General features: G+C 42.2%; 18 protein-coding genes. 10 read left to right on the top strand and 8 right to left on the bottom strand.

The features are described 5' to 3' along the window. Positions 1-228: 228 nt before the first annotated feature. From L4D20_RS18045 to L4D20_RS18030, 4 genes are all read left to right on the top strand, one after another. Entirely contained in the window at positions 229-1,032 is an 804-nt protein-coding gene (locus tag L4D20_RS18045; RefSeq protein ID WP_428802978.1) for a ferredoxin--NADP reductase, read from the top strand. 49 nt (positions 1,033-1,081) lie between these two features. Next, positions 1,082-1,420, top strand: coding sequence for a TehB family protein (locus L4D20_RS18040; protein ID WP_428802977.1), 339 nt, complete (start codon positions 1,082-1,084; stop codon positions 1,418-1,420). Positions 1,421-1,577: 157 nt separating this feature from the next. Next, a complete protein-coding gene (locus L4D20_RS18035; protein WP_428802976.1) occupies positions 1,578-2,576 on the top strand; it encodes a 2-hydroxyacid dehydrogenase in 999 nt (332 codons plus the stop codon). 240 nt (positions 2,577-2,816) lie between these two features. Continuing rightward, a complete protein-coding gene (locus L4D20_RS18030) occupies positions 2,817-3,398 on the top strand; it encodes a sugar O-acetyltransferase (RefSeq protein WP_428802975.1) in 582 nt (193 codons plus the stop codon). Positions 3,399-3,489: 91 nt separating this feature from the next. Here the strand turns inward: L4D20_RS18030 and L4D20_RS18025 are convergent, their stop codons facing one another. The 5 genes from L4D20_RS18025 to L4D20_RS18005 all read right to left on the bottom strand — a co-directional run bounded on the left by L4D20_RS18025 (position 3,490) and on the right by L4D20_RS18005 (position 8,611). Further along, positions 3,490-3,993 (bottom strand): hypothetical protein, encoded by a 504-nt coding sequence (locus L4D20_RS18025; protein WP_428802974.1) that lies wholly within the window; start codon positions 3,991-3,993, stop codon positions 3,490-3,492. Between the two features lie 268 nt (positions 3,994-4,261). Further along, the gene (locus tag L4D20_RS18020; RefSeq protein ID WP_428802973.1) at positions 4,262-5,587 is read right to left on the bottom strand and encodes an ethylbenzene dehydrogenase-related protein; all 1,326 of its coding nucleotides are present in this window, start codon (positions 5,585-5,587) and stop codon (positions 4,262-4,264) included. Next, complete coding sequence (locus tag L4D20_RS18015; protein ID WP_428802972.1) at positions 5,577-6,113, bottom strand: cytochrome b; 537 nt, start codon at positions 6,111-6,113, stop codon at positions 5,577-5,579. Before L4D20_RS18015 ends, L4D20_RS18020 begins: the two co-directional genes overlap by 11 nt. Before the next feature lie 489 nt (positions 6,114-6,602). Beyond that, positions 6,603-7,235 (bottom strand): response regulator, encoded by a 633-nt coding sequence (locus L4D20_RS18010; RefSeq protein WP_428802971.1) that lies wholly within the window; start codon positions 7,233-7,235, stop codon positions 6,603-6,605. After that, positions 7,235-8,611, bottom strand: a complete 1,377-nt coding sequence (locus tag L4D20_RS18005) for a sensor histidine kinase (protein WP_428802970.1) — start codon at positions 8,609-8,611, stop codon at positions 7,235-7,237. The genes L4D20_RS18010 and L4D20_RS18005 overlap by 1 nt, the downstream gene beginning before the upstream one ends. Positions 8,612-9,220: 609 nt before the next feature. On the opposite strand from L4D20_RS18005, the gene L4D20_RS18000 reads away from it, so the two are divergent. After that, positions 9,221-10,564: a carbohydrate porin gene (locus L4D20_RS18000; protein ID WP_428802969.1), complete on the top strand. Its 1,344-nt coding sequence runs from the start codon at positions 9,221-9,223 to the stop codon at positions 10,562-10,564. A 189-nt stretch (positions 10,565-10,753) separates the two neighbouring features. After that, complete coding sequence (locus L4D20_RS17995) at positions 10,754-12,790, top strand: methyl-accepting chemotaxis protein (protein ID WP_428802968.1); 2,037 nt, start codon at positions 10,754-10,756, stop codon at positions 12,788-12,790. A gap of 52 nt (positions 12,791-12,842) precedes the next feature. Here L4D20_RS17995 and L4D20_RS17990 read toward each other — a convergent pair whose 3' ends face one another. The 3 genes from L4D20_RS17990 to L4D20_RS17980 all read right to left on the bottom strand — a co-directional run bounded on the left by L4D20_RS17990 (position 12,843) and on the right by L4D20_RS17980 (position 17,280). After that, a complete protein-coding gene (locus L4D20_RS17990; RefSeq protein ID WP_428802967.1) occupies positions 12,843-13,973 on the bottom strand; it encodes an HDOD domain-containing protein in 1,131 nt (376 codons plus the stop codon). Next, on the bottom strand, positions 13,954-16,020 hold the full coding sequence (locus L4D20_RS17985; RefSeq protein ID WP_428802966.1) for an MHYT domain-containing protein: 2,067 nt from the start codon (positions 16,018-16,020) through the stop codon (positions 13,954-13,956). Before L4D20_RS17985 ends, L4D20_RS17990 begins: the two co-directional genes overlap by 20 nt. 75 nt (positions 16,021-16,095) lie before the next feature. Continuing rightward, on the bottom strand, positions 16,096-17,280 hold the full coding sequence (locus L4D20_RS17980; protein WP_428802965.1) for an HD domain-containing phosphohydrolase: 1,185 nt from the start codon (positions 17,278-17,280) through the stop codon (positions 16,096-16,098). Positions 17,281-17,743: 463 nt separating this feature from the next. On the opposite strand from L4D20_RS17980, the gene L4D20_RS17975 reads away from it, so the two are divergent. From L4D20_RS17975 to L4D20_RS17960, 4 genes are all read left to right on the top strand, one after another. Then, on the top strand, positions 17,744-18,751 hold the full coding sequence (locus tag L4D20_RS17975; RefSeq protein WP_428803147.1) for a LacI family DNA-binding transcriptional regulator: 1,008 nt from the start codon (positions 17,744-17,746) through the stop codon (positions 18,749-18,751). Between the two features lie 18 nt (positions 18,752-18,769). After that, positions 18,770-20,014, top strand: a complete 1,245-nt coding sequence (locus L4D20_RS17970) for an ABC transporter substrate-binding protein (RefSeq protein ID WP_428802964.1) — start codon at positions 18,770-18,772, stop codon at positions 20,012-20,014. A gap of 66 nt (positions 20,015-20,080) precedes the next feature. Further along, positions 20,081-21,070 (top strand): carbohydrate ABC transporter permease, encoded by a 990-nt coding sequence (locus tag L4D20_RS17965; RefSeq protein WP_428802963.1) that lies wholly within the window; start codon positions 20,081-20,083, stop codon positions 21,068-21,070. A 73-nt stretch (positions 21,071-21,143) separates the two neighbouring features. Then, a complete protein-coding gene (locus L4D20_RS17960; RefSeq protein ID WP_428803146.1) occupies positions 21,144-21,965 on the top strand; it encodes a carbohydrate ABC transporter permease in 822 nt (273 codons plus the stop codon). Positions 21,966-21,969: the final 4 nt, after the last annotated feature.

Genomic DNA, 21,969 nt, shown 5'->3' with positions numbered 1-21,969 from the left:
TCCTAATTGTTCGTGTTAATTGGACTCTTTATTATCATTTGGACTTTATTTGGCTTGGTCATTTTGACACTAAATCAATGCTTGTTTGTTATGAGTGGTAGTATTGATAAGCATTCTCACTACTGGCATGGTAAATGCAGCTCCAAAAAGCAGATAGTTGAGTATGCTTAATGAGATAACTTTTCTAAGCAACTTTCCTAAGCAACGTAAGTAAGCAAAGGTGATGATATGACAGATATTCCCCATGGTTTAGTCACAGGTAAAGTCGTGCACAAGACGCAATGGACCGATCAACTGTTTTCACTCCAAGTAAGCGCGCCTGTGTCACCTTATACAGCGGGTCAGTTTACCAAATTGGGTTTACTAAACAGTGACGGTGAATTTGTTAGGCGCGCCTATTCGATGGTGAATGCGCCAGAGCACAGCCTCGGGCTGCATCACCTTGAGTTCTTGATTATTAAGGATCAAAACGGACAACTCTCCCCGAAGTTACATCAACTCAATGAAGGGGATGAAATATTTGTCGGGAAAGATCCAAGCGGATTCATGACGCTAGAAGAGATTCCCTCTACCGTGAAAGATCTATGGATGCTCTGTACTGGAACAGCTGTCGGGCCGTTTATCTCTATTCTTGAAAGTTTGCAGATACAGCAAGAAGAGAGTGAAAACTCAACCGCTTATCGAACATTCAACCGTTTGGTTTTGGTACATGCGGTAAGAACCAAGCAAGATCTCACCTATCAAGACCGTATTGCTCAACTTGTTCAACATTACCAAGGGAAACTCATTTATGTGCCAATTATTTCTAGAGAATCAGTCACCGGAGCTTTGCGTGGACGAATCCCAAGCTTGCTACTTGGAGGCGACCTTGAGCGAGCCGCGTCTAGCACTATCAATAAAACCGATAGTTTCATCTACCTTTGCGGTAATCCGCAGATGGTTCGTGATACAAGCGAAGCATTAAACACATTGGGGCTAGAGAAGCATTTACGCAGAAAGCCCGGCCAATACAGCAGTGAGAACTACTGGTAAATCAATACGTTTTTTACCGATCATACAGAACAAACTAAAGAGGTTATCTATGAGTCATTTAAGAATTCCGTCACACTGGAAAATTCAACGTTCAACGCCGTTTTTCACCAAAGAGACCATACCGACTGCGTTGCTTAATCATCACAACACCGCAGAGGGTGTGTTTGGCCAAATATGCGTCATGGAAGGCACGGTAACCTTCTATGGCTTTGCAGATGCAGACGCCACTCAGCCTGAAAGCGTTATCGAAATAACAGCGGGGCAGTTCGCGACCAGTCCACCTCAATATTGGCATCGCGTCGAGTTAAGTGACGACGCACAATTCAATATTAACTTTTGGTCAGAAAAAGAGACGAAGAAAACGTTTAACACACGCAAGGACAGATAAAAAGTCTTGTTGGGCGACCTAACTAATACAGCAGATGATAAATAACCATAATAAATACAATGACTAATGATGATAGACAAAACAATAAAACGCGACATACTGAAGGCATTATTCGTTTGAACACTTGATGTTCATATTTTAGGTAAGAGAGGAAGCCATGCTCAACATTGCTTTTTTTAGCTCAAAATCATACGACGAGAAATCATTCCATCTAGCGAAAGGTGAGCTCAAGGCTGAGTTTCATTTCCATGATTTCAGACTTACAACCACCACCGCAAAAATGGCACACGACTGTGAAGTTGTGTGTGCTTTTGTCAATGATGATTTGTCACGAGATGTCCTTAAAATTTTGGCACAAGGTAGCACTAAGCTGATTGCTATGCGCTGCGCTGGGTTTGATAAAGTGGACCTTGAAGCTGCCAATGAATTTGGCTTGCAAGTGGTGCGAGTTCCGGCTTATTCGCCAGAGTCGGTAGCTGAGCATACCGTGGGTATGATGATGTGTTTAAACCGTAAACTTCACAAAGCGTATCAACGAACTCGTGATGCTAACTTTTCTCTTGAGGGCTTGGTCGGTTTTAACTTCCACGGAAAAACGGTAGGGGTTATTGGTTCAGGAAAAATCGGGTTAGCGACAATGCGTATCTTGAAAGGGCTAGGTATGAACATACTCTGTTATGACCCATACCCTAACCCATTGGCTGAAGAGCTGGGTGCTCGATATGTTGAGCTTGATGAGCTTTATCAAGAGTCAGATGTGATCTCTTTGCATTGCCCGATGAGTGAAGAGAACTACCATTTATTGGATGAGAAAGCGTTCAATAAAATGAAAGATGGCGTAATGATCGTTAACACCAGTCGTGGCGAGTTGCTTGATTCAACTGCGGCCATCGAAGCCTTAAAACAAAGTAAAATTGGCGCGCTTGGATTAGATGTTTACGACAACGAAAAAGAGCTGTTCTTTCAAGACAAATCAAACGATGTAATCGTGGATGATGTGTTCCGCCGCTTGTCTGCGTGTCACAACGTATTGTTTACAGGACACCAAGCGTTCTTAACCAAAGATGCTCTGTACAACATCGCACATACCACGCTCACCAGTGTCGATGCTTTCTTTAGCAATAAAAAGAGCGGTAACGAACTCATCCAAACTTAGCCGTACGAATAGAGCCACGATGACGCTTCAAAGGATGCGAAGTCGTGGCTTTTTAGTTTATATACGCTTTTGTCGTTAGCATGTTTATTTCGTGAATAAGTTGTTTCACAAGGTTTCATCAAGCCTGTTTAGATGTGAGCGATTAGACAGGTTTTTTCTTTAAGGATGATTCTACTTTCTCCAAGGGAGGATACCCTTTATAACAGGGTGAGTAATTGAAGTTTGATGGAATTTACTATTATGTCTGAAGAACGGAAAAGTATGTCTGAGAAGCAAAAAATGCTCGCGGGTGAGCCTTACCAAGCATGGGATGAAGAGCTATTCCAATCACGAATAGAGTGTCGAAAAATCCTTCGAGAATTGAACAACAGTATTCCTAATACCAGCGAGTGGCGAGCTGCTTCAGATGAGCTGATCCCAAATGCGCCTGATGCGTATCTAGAGCCGCCTTTTCGTTGTGATTATGGTTCGAACATTAAATTAGGTAAGAATTTTTACGCCAACTTTAATTGCGTGATGCTCGATGTTTCTGAGATTACGATTGGTGACAATGTCATGCTCGCACCCAATGTGCAGCTGTATACCGCAAGTCATCCCTTAAATGCCAAAGAGAGAGTCGTCGATGGCGTAGAGTTTGGTGTACCGATCATCATTGGTGATAATGCGTGGCTTGGTGGTGGCGTGATTGTTTGCCCAGGTGTCAATATTGGGGAAAACAGTGTGATTGGCGCTGGTAGCGTAGTGACAAGGGATATTCCTGCCAATGTTGTTGCCGCTGGGAACCCATGTCGTGTGATCCGTGCTATCAATGACGATCAATAGATATTGATTGTGATATTTGAGCTTAACAAAACACCAGATAATGTGTCGGAACACTATCTGGTGACTTTCTTAAAAAGTAGTAGAAAATGAGTTATTCAGAAGGGGATGATGCTGTCACTACCATAGATAATACGTCGCGGTCAGTGTCTTTTTCTCCCCAGCCGTAAGATTTGATAGCAAGATAGTTGTTAGACTCTTTCATTAATGCCCAGTCCCATTGATAGCCATCGTCAAAAGCCAAATGCAGGTTTCCTTTATCAGTGAGTGACCAGTTAATGGTCTCTGAGAAGTCTTTATCAACTTTTGTATAGACTGCTGTACCGTCCTCATTTAGCGTCATCATCCGTTTCTTTTTCCCTTTATTAAATGAGAAGCTTAACGTTTTATCAATCAGCATATCTTCGGTGAATATCTCATACCCACCGCACTCCATTATGGCTGCTTTAAACGCATCCATTGTGTATTGTGTTCCAGAGCCATCTCCCGTTATACAAAGGTTTGATGTCATGGCCTCTTCTTCTGGAGAAGACGAGGTTGATTGGCACCCACTCAGGAAGACCAATGTTGCTGTTGCAAGCAATAATTTATTATTCATAGCCATTTCTCGTTGTTAGTTTTGTATGTTTTATAGGTGTTGTCGATTTACGACTCATAAAGAAAAGGCTAGGAGTTAGGCTTCGTCAAATAGGGATGCATGTCACGTAATGAAACTGTGCTCAGTGCAACAAATATACAAATATTGTGAGTTGAAACGCGTTATTTGCTTGGTTCTTGCATGGTCAACGTATTGAAGAAGTTGGGAATAAAAAACCAGCGCTATTGAGCAAATAGGCTGGCTTAATATTAGTGAATGACAGTTATGATTATTTAACGGTTGTCGTTACGACATCACCTTGAGCTGTTTCACCTATACCAACAGTAAATGGGAAGGTCACATAGTGAAAACGTGTGGTTGTTTGACCATCGTGGATTGCGATGTTGAAGTCATACGTTCCGCCTATTTCCATGATTTTGTCATCTTGTGGATGACCAGTATCAAGCTTACGTTTGAATATCACTGTGTATTGACCATCTTTCCATTCAGAGAAGATCTCGTTGTTATCGCCCGCAGAGCCTTTACCTAGGCGGTTTATACGCCCTTGCAGGTACTGACCTTCTTCGATCTTGCTTGCATCGTATGGCATGGTGTTCACGCCTTCAATGAGAGCAATGCGTTTCGTTAGGTCGTCGAAATCTTCTTCGTTAAGTGCGTAGAAGCCCGTAACCGACTTATCGAACATGTACTTAGGTAAGTTTGTTTTGCTGTCGAAGTTCCATGCGAAGATGTTTGTACCTTCATCAAACAGGCGATATTCCAGTACGTATCCATCATCTGCGTTATTGTTCGGCGCAGAACGAGTTGAACGCCACTGCATAAGGTCAACAAATTTACCGTCAGCTTTTAGTTGGTCGATTTCTTCACGCGTCTTAACTTTATCCCAGTTTAGACCGTAACGTTCAATGCGAGTGTCTGGTAGATACTTACGAATGTCTTTCTTGTTGAGATCGCCTGCACCAATTACATCCAGTGCTTGTACATCACGGGCGGTTGCTTGACCGAGATCGCGCATCCCTTGGTGACATGACATCCAGCAACCTTGTTGGGTGAACTGGTCTACTTTTCCATCATCAATCATGATAGAGAAACGATCTTCATAGATTGGTGAATATGGATTCTTACCACGGTCACCACCAATTTTGGTCCACTTCTTACCATCGTAAAGGAAGGTATCATGCATACGCGCGGGCGCTGGCGATTGTGTCTCCCAAGTTGCTTTCACGTAAATGTGTTCTACGTCGTTAGCAAATTGGAACTCAGCGTCAACAAAACCTGCTTTATCAATCATTTTGTCTAATCGGTCATTTTTAACAAGCTGTTCGCCTAGCCCTTTCTCTTCACCTTGGTGACAGCTAGAGCAGCTCTTGGTTTCGAAACCATCACGCTGACTGCCTTCGTGCGCAGGGGAATTGATCCAGTCGTAAGTAATCAGTCCTGGGAAAAATAGCGTTTTTTCGATAACGGGAACATTATTCCATTCGATGTTTGGTTCAATGTTTTCTGCACTCATATTGTATGCGTGAGCACTCATTGATGCGCCTGCTATTAGTGCCAACAGCATGCCTTTTTTATTAAAGAGTTTATTTAGCATCTTTGTTTGCTCCCATCATGCGAATGAATGTGCCGTCTTTCTTAACAACGTGGTGTGACAGAGTGCCTAAGATATGGGCTGCGATTAATACGTAGCAAGCAATCTCAAGTAGAGAGTGAACTTGGTAAGATATTTCAATGAGGCCAGAGTTACGTTCAGCAAAACCAGGAATAGTGAAAAGACCAAATATAGAGGTGGATTTGGCTTTCGCCATGGTGATGAATAGACCAGAAAGTGGCATAGCGACAATGATGAAATACATGGTGAAGTGAGCCATGCGAGCAACAAACTTGTCCATTTGATTGCCAAGTGCTGGTGGATGTCCTGTCCAGTTCAACCATGCGATACGCACAACGTATAAAGCAAGTACAATCATGCCAAACGATTGATGAAGCTCGAAACCTAATGATGTTGCATCAGGTGACCAGAGCATAATAAGTAGCGCAGCAATGAAAGCAAAAGCGGATACATGATGCATCACCTTACTCGCTGTGCTGAAGTGTTCGACAGGGCCAGTTATCTTCATATTAAAATTCCTAAGTTTGTTATTAATTATTATCGAGTAGCAACACTACCTCTTAGGGGGTATTTTAATTTTTTTGATGAATAGGTGGGATTGATTAATATCAATTAGCCCACCAGATAGAGTTTAATATTAAATAATATGTCTTACTTAGAGGTATTTATATATATTTAGGCAGTGAAAAATAGATAATAAAAATTCCACATAAATTGTATTATCAGTTAAGAACAAAATCTGATAATAAAACTTATCAGATTTTATGTGGGATATTATGAGTTGTAATAAAAGTGTGACGTAGATTTTTAACTGTATGATATTTTTGGAAGTGACGAGTCACTTGGACCTCTATTTATCATTATTAGTTAATTTAAACTCTATACTGGTTGCATTAATGTTAATATAAAACGCTACTATTATATAACATGATTCAATATTATCTACTAACCTTCCAATTGTTAGGTTAGTTGTCATTAGTTGAGCGTCATCACAGTATTATTGAAGCATCCCAGAGTGAACCTGTAATCCGGTATTGGTTAATGAGTAAATGCGCCCATCACCTTTCGCAACCAGTCCACTATTTACCAGCTGTCGAAGATGAAAGTTAAATTTAGTGTGATCTTCAACTCCAACGACTCGGCATAAATCCATAAATTTCATCTTGCGATGAATTTTAAGCTGCTTTACGACAGAGCGACGGATTGGGTTGGAAAGTGCACTGAAGATTAAATCGCTATCGCGTTCATCAATAGATGCTTTTGGAGAGCGTTCTGCATGCACTCGCTTTAACGTTACTGACAGAGCGGACAAATTAAAGGGTTTTGTTAGAAATTCATCGGCACCTTTCTTCATCGCATCAACCGCGACATCAACCGTTGCAAAAGCCGTGGTAATAATGATGCCAATGTTTGGTTGAGAACGTCGGAGTGAAGACAGTGCTTCAATCCCGCTCATCCCGCCCATCACCACATCAAATAAAGCCAGGTCAAAAGGTTGCTCTGCTGCTGCATCCAGTGCGTCTTCTGCGCAACTAAAAGCCGTTACATCAAATGACTCTAACGATAACGCTTCTATTAGTGTTTCTTGAAGCTCTTGGTCATCTTCAGCGAGTAATAGTCGCAATGTCATTACATGCTCCTTGGGAGTTTGATTTCAGCGGTTAAACCAAGGCTATGATTGTGCAAAGTGAGTGCCCCGTTATGTTGTAGAATAATCTGTTTAACAATAGCGAGCCCCATTCCTGTACCTTCACCTTTGGCTTTAGTGGTGAAAAAGGGTTGTGTGGCTTTATCTAATGTAGAATCACTCATACCACCACCGCTGTCTGATACTGAAATTACCGCGTTTAGCTTGTCTTGGTAAGCTCGAATATAGATGGTATTACCGATGTCACTAACATCAATTGCATTTGAGATGAGATTGGTTAGAACTTCTTCTAGTAAGCCTGCATCCCCGATAATCGTGAGATCAGAGTCTGTGTCTATGTTGAGCTGATACGGCTCTAAGCGAAACTGATTTAGAGAAAGGGTAGAGCCAATGAGAGTGTCTATTTGAATGGCATCTCGCTTAGTTGGGCGCTGATGAGAGTAATTGAGTATCTCTTGGCTAATATCCGCGGCTCTTGTCAGCCCGTGGCGTATTCGGCGTAGCTGTCTTTGCTGTACTTCATCTTCAGTTAAATACCTTTCTAAGATATCGCAACTCATCATTGCACTGCTTAATGGCGTTTTGACTTCATGAGCCACTGCTGAGGTGAGTTCTCCGAGTTCAATGAGTTTCGCATCGTGAAGCGATTGACTTAATGTCTGTTCAATTCGTTTATCGCGCTCTTTTCCAAATACTTTTAACGCGTTTAACAGGGTTATCCAAATCGCGAAGGCACACAATGTACGGACTAATATCACCCACAACCCCATGCTTGATTGCAATACACCGGTACTAAACCCATAGCAAACAAACGCGATACCACACAGCTTAAACGGTAGCGATGCATCATGCCCTTCGCGTTCCAAGACATTGGCATAACTATAAATGGCAAGACCGGCCAGTGATCCTGCTCCTAAACCGAAAATCAACCGGATATGATTGGCGGTATTGCTCAGGTAAAGAGCGTAATCTTTGTTACCGAAACGAACAACGAGACTACTGATAAAAAGGATAAGCACACCGCTTATCACAATCTTGATGACTCGTTGCTGTGGCCAAGTAGTGAGTGACAGCATTTTCCAAGCAAACGCACCTAACGCAATGTAGGAAACCCAAAGTTTAACCGTCTTAAAGGTATGAAGCTGAGTGAGGTCTGTGAACTCTTGATGATAAATGATGAGGTAAAGTTCAGACCACTCGTGGAGACCGTGCAGTACACCGAATGTGGCTAAAATAGGAAGGGTATGAGCAATACCGATGCGACTTTTACTCAAATCTTGAAAAAGAATAGAAAAGAAGATGGCAAAGAACGCCAACCCGTAAACAAGATAGAGATTAAAAGTCAGTAATGTCTGCATTTAGATATATTAATGGAGTTGGAAACTCGCATCAATATAAAAGCAGAGAAGAGGCTAATTTAGTAAAAGAGCGATGAAAGGCTCCTTACAAAATTCATCAAAGAATATGTATGCGCTTACGTGGATATTCATATAATCGATAGATGCTTTTGTTGATGGTATAGTTGGTGTAAATGTGTGTTAAATATTAATAAATTTATTAAAAGCCCTGAACTATTGCGCAGCCTAGTAGTCATAGTTAACAGCAGAGACATTTTTCCTTCCATTATTTTGTCATTAAACTGTCAATTTCAAACATAATTCATGAAAACTTTCATAGTTATGAAATCTTTCATTTTAGCCTGTCAAAATATCCGGTTTTTCTATGCACTTTTCGTGATAGATCCCGTCAAATCTCATGAAATGAAACCGATTTCAAGTAATTATCATTAACAATAAATGGCTCTAATCTATTGAAGTTATTGGCTTGTATTAATTCATACGTTGTATTTGTTGTTTCATGACTTATTCACGCTATTGCTGATGTGAAGCATAACGCTATTTTCAGTTGTTTCATTGCTTATTATTTTCCCGTACCAAAACAAATCTAAAGAATAATAGGGAAATAAAATGAAAAACTTCAAGCTTTTGCCAATCAGTATCGCAGTGGCAGCCACACTTGCTTCCGCCTCTTCTTTTGCAGCAGATGATGTCTCTGCACTAGAGCAACGTATCCAAGAACTAGAAGCTAAGGTTGTCCAACTAGACTACGTTGATGACCAGCAGCAGACTGCTTTACCTGCAGATGTAGTAGTTCCACAAGGTGTTATTTTCTCTGGTTATGCTCGTTACGGAGCACTTTACCAGTCTGGTGATGCCGCAACTGTGGGCATTGGCAGTACGGGTGCTGCTGTTGGTCGTTTAGGTAACGAGGCAAACGGTGGTGAGTTCCAACTGGGTAAAATCTTTGAATCTGAAAGTGGCGTTAAGTGGAACCTAGCAGTAATGCTTGATCACTGGAACCACACTGATTGGGGTTCTTCTGGTGATGTTAACCTTAAAAAATTCTACGCTGGCGCAAGCAATATCTTTGAAAGCCAACCAGACCTTTACATGTGGGCTGGTCGTGACTTCCATCAGCGTCCACAACAAGGTTTGAACGATTACTTCTGGATGTCTCACGATGGTCAAGGTGGTGGTTTCCAAAACCTTAACTTAGGCGGAGCGAAATTTGATTTAGCATTTGTTGGTGCGGTTGCGGGTGGTGAAGATTTTTACTGTAATGATGAAGATGGAAATAGTCTTGATGACGATGGTAACGCAATCAAATGTCAAATCGGTGGTGCGCAGGGCAATGATAACGGAACATACGCAATTACCTCTAAACTCCACAGCATTGACGCAGGTATCGGTAATCTAGATATCTACGCTAACTACGGTTTCTCTTCTGATGATGCAAACAATGAAACTTCAGTTCTTGTTGGTGCAACACTTGGTCTAGGTTCGTCTAACAAGCTTGTTGTGAAATACGGTGATGGTGCGGATAACTCAGCATTTGATTTAGCAGGCAAAAAACAAGTTCTTTACACCAGTATTGAAGGTGGCGTAAACCCATCAGACAACTTGTACATTGATTACCTAGCATCATACAAAGACATCTCTGGTGACGACGTAGATAACGAGTCTAAAGAGTACTCTGCAATTGTACGTCCAATGTACAACTGGGATAACACGCACTCTACATGGCTAGAGGCAGGTCTTGCGATGGTTGATTACGAGGATAATTCAGAGCAGCAAGCATGGAAAGTAACACTTTCTCAAAACATCTCGCTAGGTGGCCTACCTTGGAGTCGTCCAATGCTTCGTTTCTACACGACTGTAGGTGATGTTGAAACATCAGGCAAAACAGACACAACAAAGAACACAAATGTTGACACAGTAAGCTTCGGCGCAATGTTCGAAGCATGGTGGTAAACCACTGCTAGTTAGCTAGGTTCTTAACGGAACCTAGTTTGCTGAAAGTTTTAGTAATTAATTTTACTGTCCATAATATTAGGCCCTGAAGGCAGACATTGGGGCCACTATTAATCATTGATTAACTCCATTCCCCCGGGCACGAAAGTGTCCGTTTTTTTTCCTAAATTTAAAATGACAGGTGTTCCTATGCAGTTAACATCACTTGTGTCTCGGGTTTACTTGGGTTTCTTTATCTTAATCTCGATAATGCTAGGTTCCGCTTGGTTTTCAATCCAAGGAAATCAGCAGGTTACTTCAAGAATTGAATCGATTACCCAGCAATCCACACCAATGATGGTTCGCTCAGCAGAGCTGACTATAGCGTTTTTAAACATAAACCGAAGCCTATCCCCTTATCTTTCAGCAATGTATATCGATGAGCTGGATCCGTTAAGAGCCGATATTGAAACCAATATAGATGAATATAAACAAAGACTTGCTTGGTTTGATGAGCTGGCTAAAAACAATAGTGATGTAGCAGTAGCGGTTGATGAAATTAAGGTAACCAGTAGCCAAGTGCTGAGTGCATTAACACTGTTACTTGAAACCAACGTTAACTACTTAGACACCAAAGACCAAGACTTATACAGTCAAACCCGCTTTCAACAGCTTTCAGGGCAACTAAGTAGTAGCTTAGTGAAAGCGTTAGCTGGTGCTAAGCCAAATGAGCAAGTTGCGATTGAAGCCGTGCTTTCTCAAGTGAGTTTATTAGTGGGTGACGTTTATGAGGTTTTTTCACTGCAAGATATGTATGAGCTTCGTTCGGTAGAAAGAGCCTTCAGTGGAAGAAAAGAGCGCTTTGACGAAGCAGTAATCGATCTGAAAGCGGTTTCTAGCCCGATTTATTCGCGCCTCAACCATTCGCTAAAACTGTTTGAACAACAAGTCTTTACTAACAAAGGTGCAGTAAGCCTACATGTAGAGTCGGTACGAATAAATGAAGATCTAACTGAGCAACGTGTTGCGTTAGAAGCACTGATTGATGTTGAGCTTGAGCAGATTGATGTGCTTTCAAACTACGCTGCGAATGTTGGTCATGAAATGTATGTTGAATCAACACATCAATCGCGCCAAACACTGATTACCCTATTTACAATTTCAGCCATCTCCGTTGTGCTAGCTACCTTCATCGGGATTAACATTGCTAATATGATCAGAAAACCGGCGAAGCTGGTGAATTTAGCGTTAGATCGTGTGGCTGAAAAAGATCTGTCTGCGCGTGTTGAATACAAGGGAAACAATGAGTTTGGGCTACTCGCTACCAAGGTCAACTTGGTGATCGATCATCTATCTGAGATGATTGAGCAGATAAAAAGCTCTTCCTCGCAACTTAATCACGCGTCGCTAGAAAATCAAAGTACCAGTGGGGCATTGAATGTCGCCATTGATGAACAAACTGCGCAGACTATCCAAGTGGCCACAGCTCTAGAACAGATTGAATCTTCGGTCGCTGAGATCGCTCAATCGGCTAATGCAACGTTAACACTGGTGACTGATGCGGTTACAAGTTCAACTTCTGGCCAAGCACTCATGGGCGACAATGTTGCTATCATCAATCAGTTATCTGAAAAGCTTACGGCATCAACGCAAACTATTCATCAAGTAGAGCAAGAGAGTGGCAGTATTGAAACCATTCTTGATGTGATTACTGGGATCTCAGATCAAACCAATTTACTGGCATTAAACGCTGCCATCGAAGCAGCAAGGGCTGGAGAACAAGGACGTGGTTTCTCAGTTGTTGCTGACGAAGTACGAAATTTGGCCGGAAAAACCAGTCAATCGACGCAGGAAATTAAGAAGAAAATCGATCAGCTACAAGAGAGCTCTAATCTTGCGGTATCTCAGATCAATGAGTGCGTTGACTATATGGCAAACTGTATTTCTCAGGCTGATGGCGTAAATGAATCGTTGCACAATGTTCATGAACTGCTAAATAAAGTGGAAGACCGCAGTCATCAGATAGCGTCTGCGACAACCGAGCACCAATCGGTCGCGCAAGAAGTAACGCAGAACGTGAGCCAGATTCATAGTTTGGCTGAGCAAAATACCGAGCGTTCAAAACAGCTTGCAATGCATGGTGAGCAGTTAGAAAAAATGGCCGAGACGCAGTCAGAATTGACAGCACGTTTTAAACTTCATGAAGAAGAGACTGAGCTTGAAGATGAACAGATAAGTATTGGGTAGTTTGCTGCAATTATAGAAAGAAAATCAAAAGGGAAGCAGGTGCTTCCCTTTTTTATTCGGGCTGAGCAAATGGCTCTTTCCACTCTTCGAGCCTATCTTCAAGCCCAAAGTGTTGAATAAATGCATCATCAATGGGTTTATTTTTGATTAAGTTGCTGGCCACATAAACGGCACAAGAAGGACCAAAAGGTTTCTCTCTAAGTTTTTCAGGGTCATTGTAAGTCAAAATACTCTCAATAATGTAAAGCGGAAATCCCCAAAAGTGCAGCAGGTAACCGCCAAGCTGTTCCGATTTTGTATTGAACAGGTACTGTTCTAAATGGGATAGTTCTTGCCCCTTATTATTGACATCGACGTAGGCATTCATTAAATCGCTGACTATCATCATTCGCACATACTCCCCAATACGGTGCAGGATGCCAATCAGGAAGGTGTGGTCTTTTTGAGCTCGACTGACGAAAGAAGAAGCGAGTACGGCCACTCTTAGGCTTTGTGATTGTAGCTCTTCGAGTGGTTGACTGGGTCTATTCATTGAGACTGAATAAACCTCAAGCATACCAATAATACTACTGACAACCTGACCACCAAGGCGAGTAATAGCCTCATTGATGCTGCTGATCTCCTTGTTCCCACGAAATATAGTGTTGTTCGACGTATGAATAATTTTGGCGCACATTGCAGGGTCTTGACTGATGAGCTTCGCAATGTCGTGCATAGAAGAGTTGTCATCCATTAATTTTTGTTTCACTTGGAAGAACAATTTTGGCGCAATGGGGAGAGAGGTAATGCTGCCTATTGCACTTTGAATTACTCGGTCAGGAAACAAGCCTAAGATGGCTGAGATACGATTCACTTCTTGCTTGATGATAGTGGGATCGCATGGTTTCATAAATGCCTGATGGGCAAAAAATCCACCTTTGACAGTAATATCTGGATCAGAATAACCAGAGAGTGATGCTCTAATAATAGATGGGTAGGTTTTGCTGACGATTTCGAGTAGTTCAGCGCCATTCATCCCTGGCATCAACATGTCGGAGATAATGAGGTCAACATGATCTGTTTCAAGTCTTTTTAGTGCTGATTGACCACTCTCTTCGGTAAAAATTGTCCAACCGGTCCCATACAGCGCGCGTTTTAGGCCATTTAGAATGAGCGGTTCGTCATCAACCAACAGTATTTTCATTTTTTGTCCCTGATTTTTCTGTTGCGTTTAATGTATCCGTCGAAGCAAGGCTAACAGGAAGTTTGATGGTAAATTCCGTGCCTGCTCCAAGCGCACTATCGACTGAAATTTTCCCTTTGTGGAGCTCTACAATGACGGAGTAGGCGATGGATAAACCTTGCCCAGTCCCTTTACCCACTTGCTTAGTCGTAAAGAATGGGTCAAACACACGCTCAATGATTTCTTCGGGTATACCTGTACCATCGTCTGAAATTTTTATAACCGCCCAATCTTGCTCTAAAAAGGTCGAGATATTAATTAACCCTAGTGTATTTTCGTTCGCTTTATATTTTTCCTCGATAGCGTGTGCTGCATTTATGATGAAGTTCAAAATTACTTGATTAAACTGATCTCTATAGCAGGGGATAGTTGTGAGCTCTGGAGTGAAATCGGTAGTAACATTGGCGACATAACGCCACTCTCCGCGGGCAATCGTGACGGTTGATTCGATCGCCTCTGCGATATCGACTTGCTGCATCTCGTTGTTATTAGAGTGAGAGAAGGATTTCATTGCGCTTACGATTTTGCTTATTCGAGTTAACCCTTCTAAAGATTGATCTAGCGCGAGTGGGATCTCTTCTGCGATGAATGGAATATCATTTTTTTCTATCGACGCATCTATCGATGTTAAGACCTTAGAAAACTCATCGCCGCTTTCTTTAGATTCAGCCAAGTGCAGCTTGGTAAGGGCTTGAATCTCTGTAAGAGTCGCTAAACAGCCTTGAAATGCATCTTTAAGAAAAGTGGTATTATCAGATACGTACTGAGTTGGGGTATTAATCTCGTGAGCAATTCCCGCAGCGAGCTGTCCCATCGATTCGAGTTTTTGCGCTTGGCGAAGTTGATTCTCTAATTCAATCCGGCGTGAAATATCACGTACTACGCAATTGTAGAGGTGTTTATCATTACTCAGCGTTGACATGGTAGAGACGCTTAATTCTACTGGGAAAGATTGCCCATTCTCTTTGATTCCCTCTAAGGTCATGATGTTCCGTTGGGCGGCGAAGCTGAACATGTTATTTGTGACTGCAGTTAAATCAAAGCTCGGCATTAGCTTATTGATATTAAGAGGCTCAGTATCAGATTGCTGAGACTCAAACATTTCCCACCCCTTGTAGTTTAAGCTTTCTATGGTGCCTTGCTCATCAAAAATGATAAGACCGTCAGCTAGGTTATTCACGATGTCTTGTTCTCGAGTTATGCTGGCCTGTATCGACGATTCGGCAGATTGTAAGCGTGCATCAACGATGGAACATAATATCGTAGCCGCTACGATTAACAGTACGAATGCGGCGACAACCAACGCAACGATATGCGCGTTGGTGGCATGTAGATGATCACTCATAACGCCTTTATTGGTATAAAAACTTGCAGCTTGCATTGCTGTGTAGTGCATTCCAGCAACAGAAAGCCCCATGACACTGGCAATGATTACCCGTTTGTTAACACTAATGTTGGAAAAGCGTCGTTGAAGCTTAATCATGTAAATAGCGATACAGGCGAATAGGTGGGCAATAACAATTGAGGCTAAGAACCACATGGGGTTATAGGTGAGTATGACATCCATTTTCATCGCTTCCATGCCGAGATAATGCATGCTGCCTATGCCTAAGGCTAGATAGAGCCCACCAACTAGAATATCTACGGCAGTGAAATTCTGCCTATAGAGTACTTGGAATGCGAAGAATGCGCCTATCATCGGCGGAACTAAAGAGAATAAAGTAATACCGAAGTCATAGGTCATTTGATGGTGAATATCAAAGGCGAGCATACCTGTGAAGTGCATTGCCCAGCACCCTAGCCCGAAAACAACACTGCCAAATAATTTCCAGAGTTTTATCGTTTGTGGGACATTTGAGTGCCAAATACGGTCAACCACAATCAAGCAAGAATAAGCAGCCATGCTTGAAATGATAACCGACAAGGCCACGAGATACAGATTGTAGTCGCCTTGAAGTAGGGTATATTTCTGTTCATCGATTGGTTGAAAGCGCCAAAAGTCCATCATGATTGTTATGCCTTATTACGTTGTAGTGCTATCTAATGAATAGCGATTGCATCTCGAAAGTGGATGCTTGTTTAATTACACTGCTGTTTTTTGTGCGTTATTTTCTGGCTGACCATTTTCTGGGTGTTCTTGCTCAACCATCACAACTTCAACTTGACCGGATATGGCTTTATTTTGAAGGCAGTGATGAATGATCTTAAGTAAGGCTTCGGTCACCTGTTGATCTTTTCCAGCGACCAATTGATCCCGGTTAGTCCAAATTTCTTGTTTTAGAATCATTTCGATGGTGAGCATAGCGATATCGACGAAAATTTTTGGTGGCGTCAGCGTCAACGTTGTTTTGAATGCATTGAATACGTCGGGGTCATAGCGCTCAGCTTGCTGTTCTAGTGCTTCTGCTGCCCGATCCGGGTTAAATCCTTCTTTTTCTAACCTGACATAGTCACAAACAATTTTGAGCATGCGAGAGCCCAAGGGTAATGATTTCCCTTTTAAGTCATCATAGGGTGCGCCATCGCCATTAAAGCTCTTTTCTTGATACAGGATTGTTTTTGCAATGGATTCCATACGAGGGATTTTTCTGAGCAAATCATAAGCAAGGCAGGGATGTTGAGCGAAAAGTTGCCGATCTTCTTCCGTTATCACTTGTCCGCGACTCATGTTTTTAAGTGTTGAGGGTGGAAAGGCGATATAACCCAGTTGGGAAAGATGAACCATGGGTTGAAAGCTCCAGTGTTTACGTAATTTAAGCGCTTTCCCAAGCTGATTCATATGGAACTGGACACGATTGTTATGTTCATTTATTTCGGGGCTAACTAAAGAGAGAACTTCATTTAATACGCTGATCGTCCCGCTGAGTGTTTGGTTGAGAAGGACCTTCTCTGCGACGATAAGGTCGTGTTGACGAAGTGCCGCTTGAATAAAAACCAGTAGTTCAGGTGGGGAGCAAGGCTTATTAATAAAACGAAAGACATCTCCAACGTTCACAGCATCAACCGCTGTTTTTTGATCGGCATTACCAGTAAACATCATTCTTACTGTATCTGGCGAAATATCTTTAACAATTTCTAAAAGCTCTAACCCATTCATTTCAGGCATCTGCATATCAGAGATAATTACGGCGTATTGTTTATTTTCGATAAGCTCAAGCGCATCCTTTCCCGAATTTGCAAGGTCAATATCAACTTGGTTACGTAAGGTCCTACGAAATGAATTCAAGATGTTGATTTCATCATCAACTAATAGAACAGAGTTTCCCATCAATTAATACTCAACTGGTTGTATTTGATTATTAATTGTAGTGCAAATTTCAATTTTTCAACGTATTTGTCAAAGCCATTTCTAGTACTTACCGTTAAGCGTGATAGTTTGAGCGCATTTTCGTGCGCTTGCTGTCATTTAGGTGAAACTGAATGTAAGGGATAATGGAAGGTAGTACGCCGGTTTACCCATAATCCTGTGTTAATTTTTGCTAAGTCATTCATTTGCTAGGGTTATACTTTAGGATTCGAACCATATACGTTCGATGAATGGAATCTCGCTTCCATGAAACTGTTTCATGGCGTGAAATGAAACTGCAATAACTCTCAATATTTACCAAATTGACATTTTAGCGCCAAGTCTTGTGTGACCAGAATCACGCAAATACCCCCCAAGATCCTCAATACTCAACCTGTAAGCGGTTTCAAGTGCCGCATTTGTGAATAGAAATTTCGAGGTTCCTTTGGCAACTATCAAGCATGTATCTGAATACGCAGGCGTATCACAAGCCACAGTATCTAGAGTCATTAATGGCACTAGCAGAGTCAGTCATGACAAGAAGCTAAAAGTGGAGAAAGCAATTAAGCATTTAGGGTACCGCCCAAATTCAATTGCTCAAGCATTAGCATCAAGCCGAACAGGAAGTATTGGCATTATCGTTCCTGAGTTAGGTGGGCCATTTTTCTCGGAAATCTTACATAACTTAGAAGACAATTTTCGACGCCTTGGGTATCACGTCGTGGTTACCGCAGGGTCAAACACAGAAGAAGGACAGCAGGAGTCAGTTGAATTTTTATTAGGTCGTCGTGTGGATGCCATCGTGTTACACGCTCAGCAACTTACTGATGACTATATAATTTCTCTGGAAGAACAAGGTGTGCCAATTGTATTGATAAACCGGTTTATTCCAGAAATCTCAACTAGCTGTATAGATGTTGATAACGAGCTTGGGGGCAAACTTGCTACTCAACATCTATTAAAAATGGGGCACCGCCAAATCGCTTGTATTACAGGGCCGCTCGATAAGTCAGACGCACGGGGGCGTCTGCAAGGATATCGAATAGCACTGGAAGAAGCGGGTTTGCAATATAACGAAGCGTTGGTTTCTGAGGCGGGCTTTACTGAGGAAACAGGTGTCAGTGCGATGAAGAAGTTGTTAAAGCGTGAGTGTGAATTCACTGCTGTTTTTGCTTCTAATGACCACATGGCATTTGGAGCGTACGAAGTGTTAAAAGAGGCAGGAAGGTTAGTGCCAGAGCAAGTGTCACTTGTTGGCTTTGACAATATTCTTTTTGCTCGTTATCTCACTCCTGGGCTTACCACAATTAACTTCCCTATTGAACAGATGAGCGTTGAAGCAGTACAGCTCGCTATTCAAAAGCTAAATAAAAACAAAAGAGATGTGAATTTCAAATTATCACCATCATTGGTGGTCAGGAATTCGGTCAAGGACTTACTCAATACCCTATAAAAATATTAAGGATAACACATGAAATTTAAGACCTTAGCGCTAGCTAGCGCGGTTGCTCTTGGACTTGCTGCTACAGCTAACGCTGCTGACAATCAAATCCGTTTCGATGGCTTTCCAGATTTTGATAGTAGCTTAAAAGTACTACTGCCTGATTTTGAAAAGAAAACGGGTGTAAAAGTAGATTACCTAATGAACAACCACGGTGACCACCACACTAAACTTACTACGAACTTAGCAACAGGTTCTGGTGCGGGTGACGTTATCGTTGTTGACGTTGAAAAAATTGGTCCATTCGTAGCATCTGGCGGTCTTGTAAACCTTTCTGAGCAATATGGCGCAGACAAGTTTGAGAAAAGCTTTGCACCGTATGCTTGGGCTCAAGGTAAAGGCGCTGATGGCGGCATGTATGGTATCCCAGTTGATTTAGGTCCTGGTGTTATGTATTACCGTACAGATGTGTTTGAAAAAGCGGGTATTGATGTAAATGAAGCAATCAAGGATTGGGATTCTTACATTGCAGCGGGTGTGACTTTAAAAGAGAAAAACGTTCAGTTAATCGCTTCTGCGGCTGACGTAGCACAAGCAATTATCTACACCACGGTTCCTGAAGGTGAAGGTCTTTATTTCGATAAAGATGGTAACCCAGTTGTAACGTCTGAGCGTTTTGTTCACGCATTTGAAGTTGCTAAGAAAATCCGTGAGAAAGAGCTTGATGGCCGCATCCTAGCTTGGTCTAACGAATGGTACGAAGGCTTCCGTAACGGTACGTTCGCAACTCAACTATCTGGCGCATGGCTGCTTGGTCACCTAAATAACTGGATTGCTCCAGATACAGCGGGCAGCTGGGGTGTTGAGCACCTTCCAGATGGCATCTACGGTAGCTGGGGTGGTTCATTCCTTTCAATCCCAACACAAGCTGCTAACCAAGATGACGCTTGGAAGCTGATTGAATACATGACAACAGATCGTGATGTTCAACTTAAGAGCTTTGAAACAATTGCTGCATTCCCAGCAAACGTAACAACTTACGATGACGAAATGTTTAACGAAGGTGTTGATTTCCTTGGTGGCCAAAAAGCGCGTCAAGTATTTGCTGACGTAGCGAAGAACATCAAGCCAGTACAACCTGCGAAAGGCGATCACGTTGCTCGTTCAATCATCCTAGAAAATGCTCTGATGGAAGTGCTTGATGAAGGCAAAGATATCAAAGTAGCTCTAAGTGAAGCTGAGCGTCTAATTAAACGTCGTACACGCAATCTTTAATTTATAATTTTAAGTAAGTAATCAGGGAGACGTTGAAAAACGTTTCCCTGATAAGAGGTCGTTACTATGAATCAAGCAGCGAGCAACGTCATGGATACATCAGAAAGTAAAAGCTTTTTTTCTCGTCTAAATTTGAAAGCGCTTACACCGTATGGGTTCCTACTGCCGTTCCTGATCATTTTTTCTGTTTTTGGGATTTTCCCGTTACTGTTTTCCGTGTTTCTTTCGTTTCAAGTGTGGAACCCTGTAGAGGGTATGGATGCAATGCGATTTGTAGGTTTTGAAAACTACTCTATTGCATTAACCGACCCGTGGTTGTGGCGCTCACTAAAGAACACACTTTGGTTAGCGGTTACATCTGGTGTCGCGCAGCACTTGGTGGCGATTCCTGTTGCCTACATTTTAGTGTCAATGAGTGACCGTATGCGTCACTGGCTAACATCCGCGTATTTCCTACCGTTTATTACTTCAACGGTTGCGGCGTCACTTATTTTCTTCAACATGTATTCACCGAACTCAGGCATCATCAACCAAACGCTAATGGCGTTGGCTGACAGCAGTCTGTTTGGTTGGGCATTTGCTTGGGTTGATACGGCTATGCCTATTCGCTGGTTAGATGATGCAACGATGATCAAACCTTCTATCGCTATTGTTATCTTCTGGAAGTACACCGGTTTCAACATCGTGCTTTACACCACTGGTTTAATGACGATTCCAAAAGAAATTTTAGAAGCGGCACGTATGGACGGCGCGAACGCTTTCCGTCGCTTCTGGAACATATCACTACCGATGATTCGTCCATTCATTTTCTTTGCAATCACTATGACCATCATTGGTAACTTACAAATGTTTGAAGAACCGTTTGTATTAACACGTGGTAGCGGTGGTGTTGGTCAATCTGGTCTAACAATTTCTATGTACCTCTACAAAGTGGGTTGGGAATGGTTAGAGATGGGTACTGCATCTGCAATCTCATGGTTACTATTTGCATTAATCGCGACATGTACAGCTGTTCAATTCTTATTCTTTGGTAAGAAAGGTCTAGGGGAACAATAAGATGACGACTACAACACAAGCAAAATCATCGCCTCTAGCCGGGCTAACTCCAAGCGATCGCACGATTCACATCATGACTAAAATCGCGATGATGATGTTAGGCATATTGTTAATTGTTTCTGCGATTATTACTGTATTCCCTTTTGTATGGTCTGCACTGTTATCAACACGTGACCGTAGTGAAATTTTCGGTACAGGCATCAGCTTTGCTATCGGTGACAGCTTGATGATCAACTATGCAAAACTGCTAGAGATCATGCCGTTTTGGAAAGCAATGTTTAACTCAATTTATGTGGCTTTCTTAGGGACAACCATCTCGCTACTGTTTTGTAGTATGGGTGGTTACGCATTTGCTGTATTTAAGTTCAAAGGTAAAAACGTTCTATTCGGTATGCTGGTTGGTTCTATGGCTATTCCGCCAGTACTGAGTCTTATCCCTTACTTTATGATTGTGAAGTTCCTTGGGCTACTTGATAACCATATCGCGGTTTGGCTACCGTTTACGACAACACCATTTGGTATCTTCTTGATGCGTCAGCACGTGATTGCATCGATTCCAAAAGAGCTATTGGAAGCGGCAAAACTGGATGGTGCTGGTGAATTTAGAACTTACTGGAGCGTGGTACTGCCACTGATGAAACCGGCATTGGCTACGCTAGCAATCGTCCAATTCGTTTTCTTCTGGAACATGTTCATGCAGCCACTTGTGGTACTGAACTCACCAGATAACTACGTGATTACTCAGGCACTACGAAGCGTACAGGGTATTCCAAATACGCCTTGGGGCGCGGTAATGCTAGGCACGACTATCTCAATTATGCCGCTGGTTATTACGTATCTGTTCGCTTCTAAACAGATGATTTCAGGGCTTACCTCTGGCGCGGTTAAAGGTTAGAGAC

It is taken from the genome of Vibrio kyushuensis (genome assembly GCF_050337325.1).
In the GTDB taxonomy this organism is placed as follows: Bacteria; Pseudomonadota; Gammaproteobacteria; order Enterobacterales; family Vibrionaceae; genus Vibrio; species Vibrio kyushuensis.
The sequence above is the reverse complement of the archived record's forward strand: the minus strand, read 5'-3'. Positions and strand labels throughout refer to the sequence as shown.

Excerpts from the sequence above, each read along its gene's own strand:
- L4D20_RS18025 (WP_428802974.1), bottom strand. The coding sequence starts at position 3,993 with ATGAATAATAAATTATTGCTTGCAACAGCAACATTGGTCTTCCTGAGT.
- L4D20_RS18010 (WP_428802971.1), bottom strand. The coding sequence starts at position 7,235 with ATGACATTGCGACTATTACTCGCTGAAGATGACCAAGAGCTTCAAGAA.
- L4D20_RS17970 (WP_428802964.1), top strand. The coding sequence starts at position 18,770 with ATGAAATTTAAGACCTTAGCGCTAGCTAGCGCGGTTGCTCTTGGACTT.
- L4D20_RS18030 (WP_428802975.1), top strand. The coding sequence starts at position 2,817 with ATGTCTGAAGAACGGAAAAGTATGTCTGAGAAGCAAAAAATGCTCGCG.
- L4D20_RS18035 (WP_428802976.1), top strand. The coding sequence starts at position 1,578 with ATGCTCAACATTGCTTTTTTTAGCTCAAAATCATACGACGAGAAATCA.
- L4D20_RS18015 (WP_428802972.1), bottom strand. The coding sequence starts at position 6,113 with ATGAAGATAACTGGCCCTGTCGAACACTTCAGCACAGCGAGTAAGGTG.
- L4D20_RS18040 (WP_428802977.1), top strand. The coding sequence starts at position 1,082 with ATGAGTCATTTAAGAATTCCGTCACACTGGAAAATTCAACGTTCAACG.
- L4D20_RS17995 (WP_428802968.1), top strand. The coding sequence starts at position 10,754 with ATGCAGTTAACATCACTTGTGTCTCGGGTTTACTTGGGTTTCTTTATC.
- L4D20_RS18000 (WP_428802969.1), top strand. The coding sequence starts at position 9,221 with ATGAAAAACTTCAAGCTTTTGCCAATCAGTATCGCAGTGGCAGCCACA.
- L4D20_RS18020 (WP_428802973.1), bottom strand. The coding sequence starts at position 5,587 with ATGCTAAATAAACTCTTTAATAAAAAAGGCATGCTGTTGGCACTAATA.
- L4D20_RS17990 (WP_428802967.1), bottom strand. The coding sequence starts at position 13,973 with ATGAAAATACTGTTGGTTGATGACGAACCGCTCATTCTAAATGGCCTA.
- L4D20_RS18045 (WP_428802978.1), top strand. The coding sequence starts at position 229 with ATGACAGATATTCCCCATGGTTTAGTCACAGGTAAAGTCGTGCACAAG.
- L4D20_RS17960 (WP_428803146.1), top strand. The coding sequence starts at position 21,144 with ATGACTAAAATCGCGATGATGATGTTAGGCATATTGTTAATTGTTTCT.
- L4D20_RS18005 (WP_428802970.1), bottom strand. The coding sequence starts at position 8,611 with ATGCAGACATTACTGACTTTTAATCTCTATCTTGTTTACGGGTTGGCG.
- L4D20_RS17965 (WP_428802963.1), top strand. The coding sequence starts at position 20,081 with ATGAATCAAGCAGCGAGCAACGTCATGGATACATCAGAAAGTAAAAGC.
- L4D20_RS17980 (WP_428802965.1), bottom strand. The coding sequence starts at position 17,280 with ATGGGAAACTCTGTTCTATTAGTTGATGATGAAATCAACATCTTGAAT.
- L4D20_RS17985 (WP_428802966.1), bottom strand. The coding sequence starts at position 16,020 with ATGATGGACTTTTGGCGCTTTCAACCAATCGATGAACAGAAATATACC.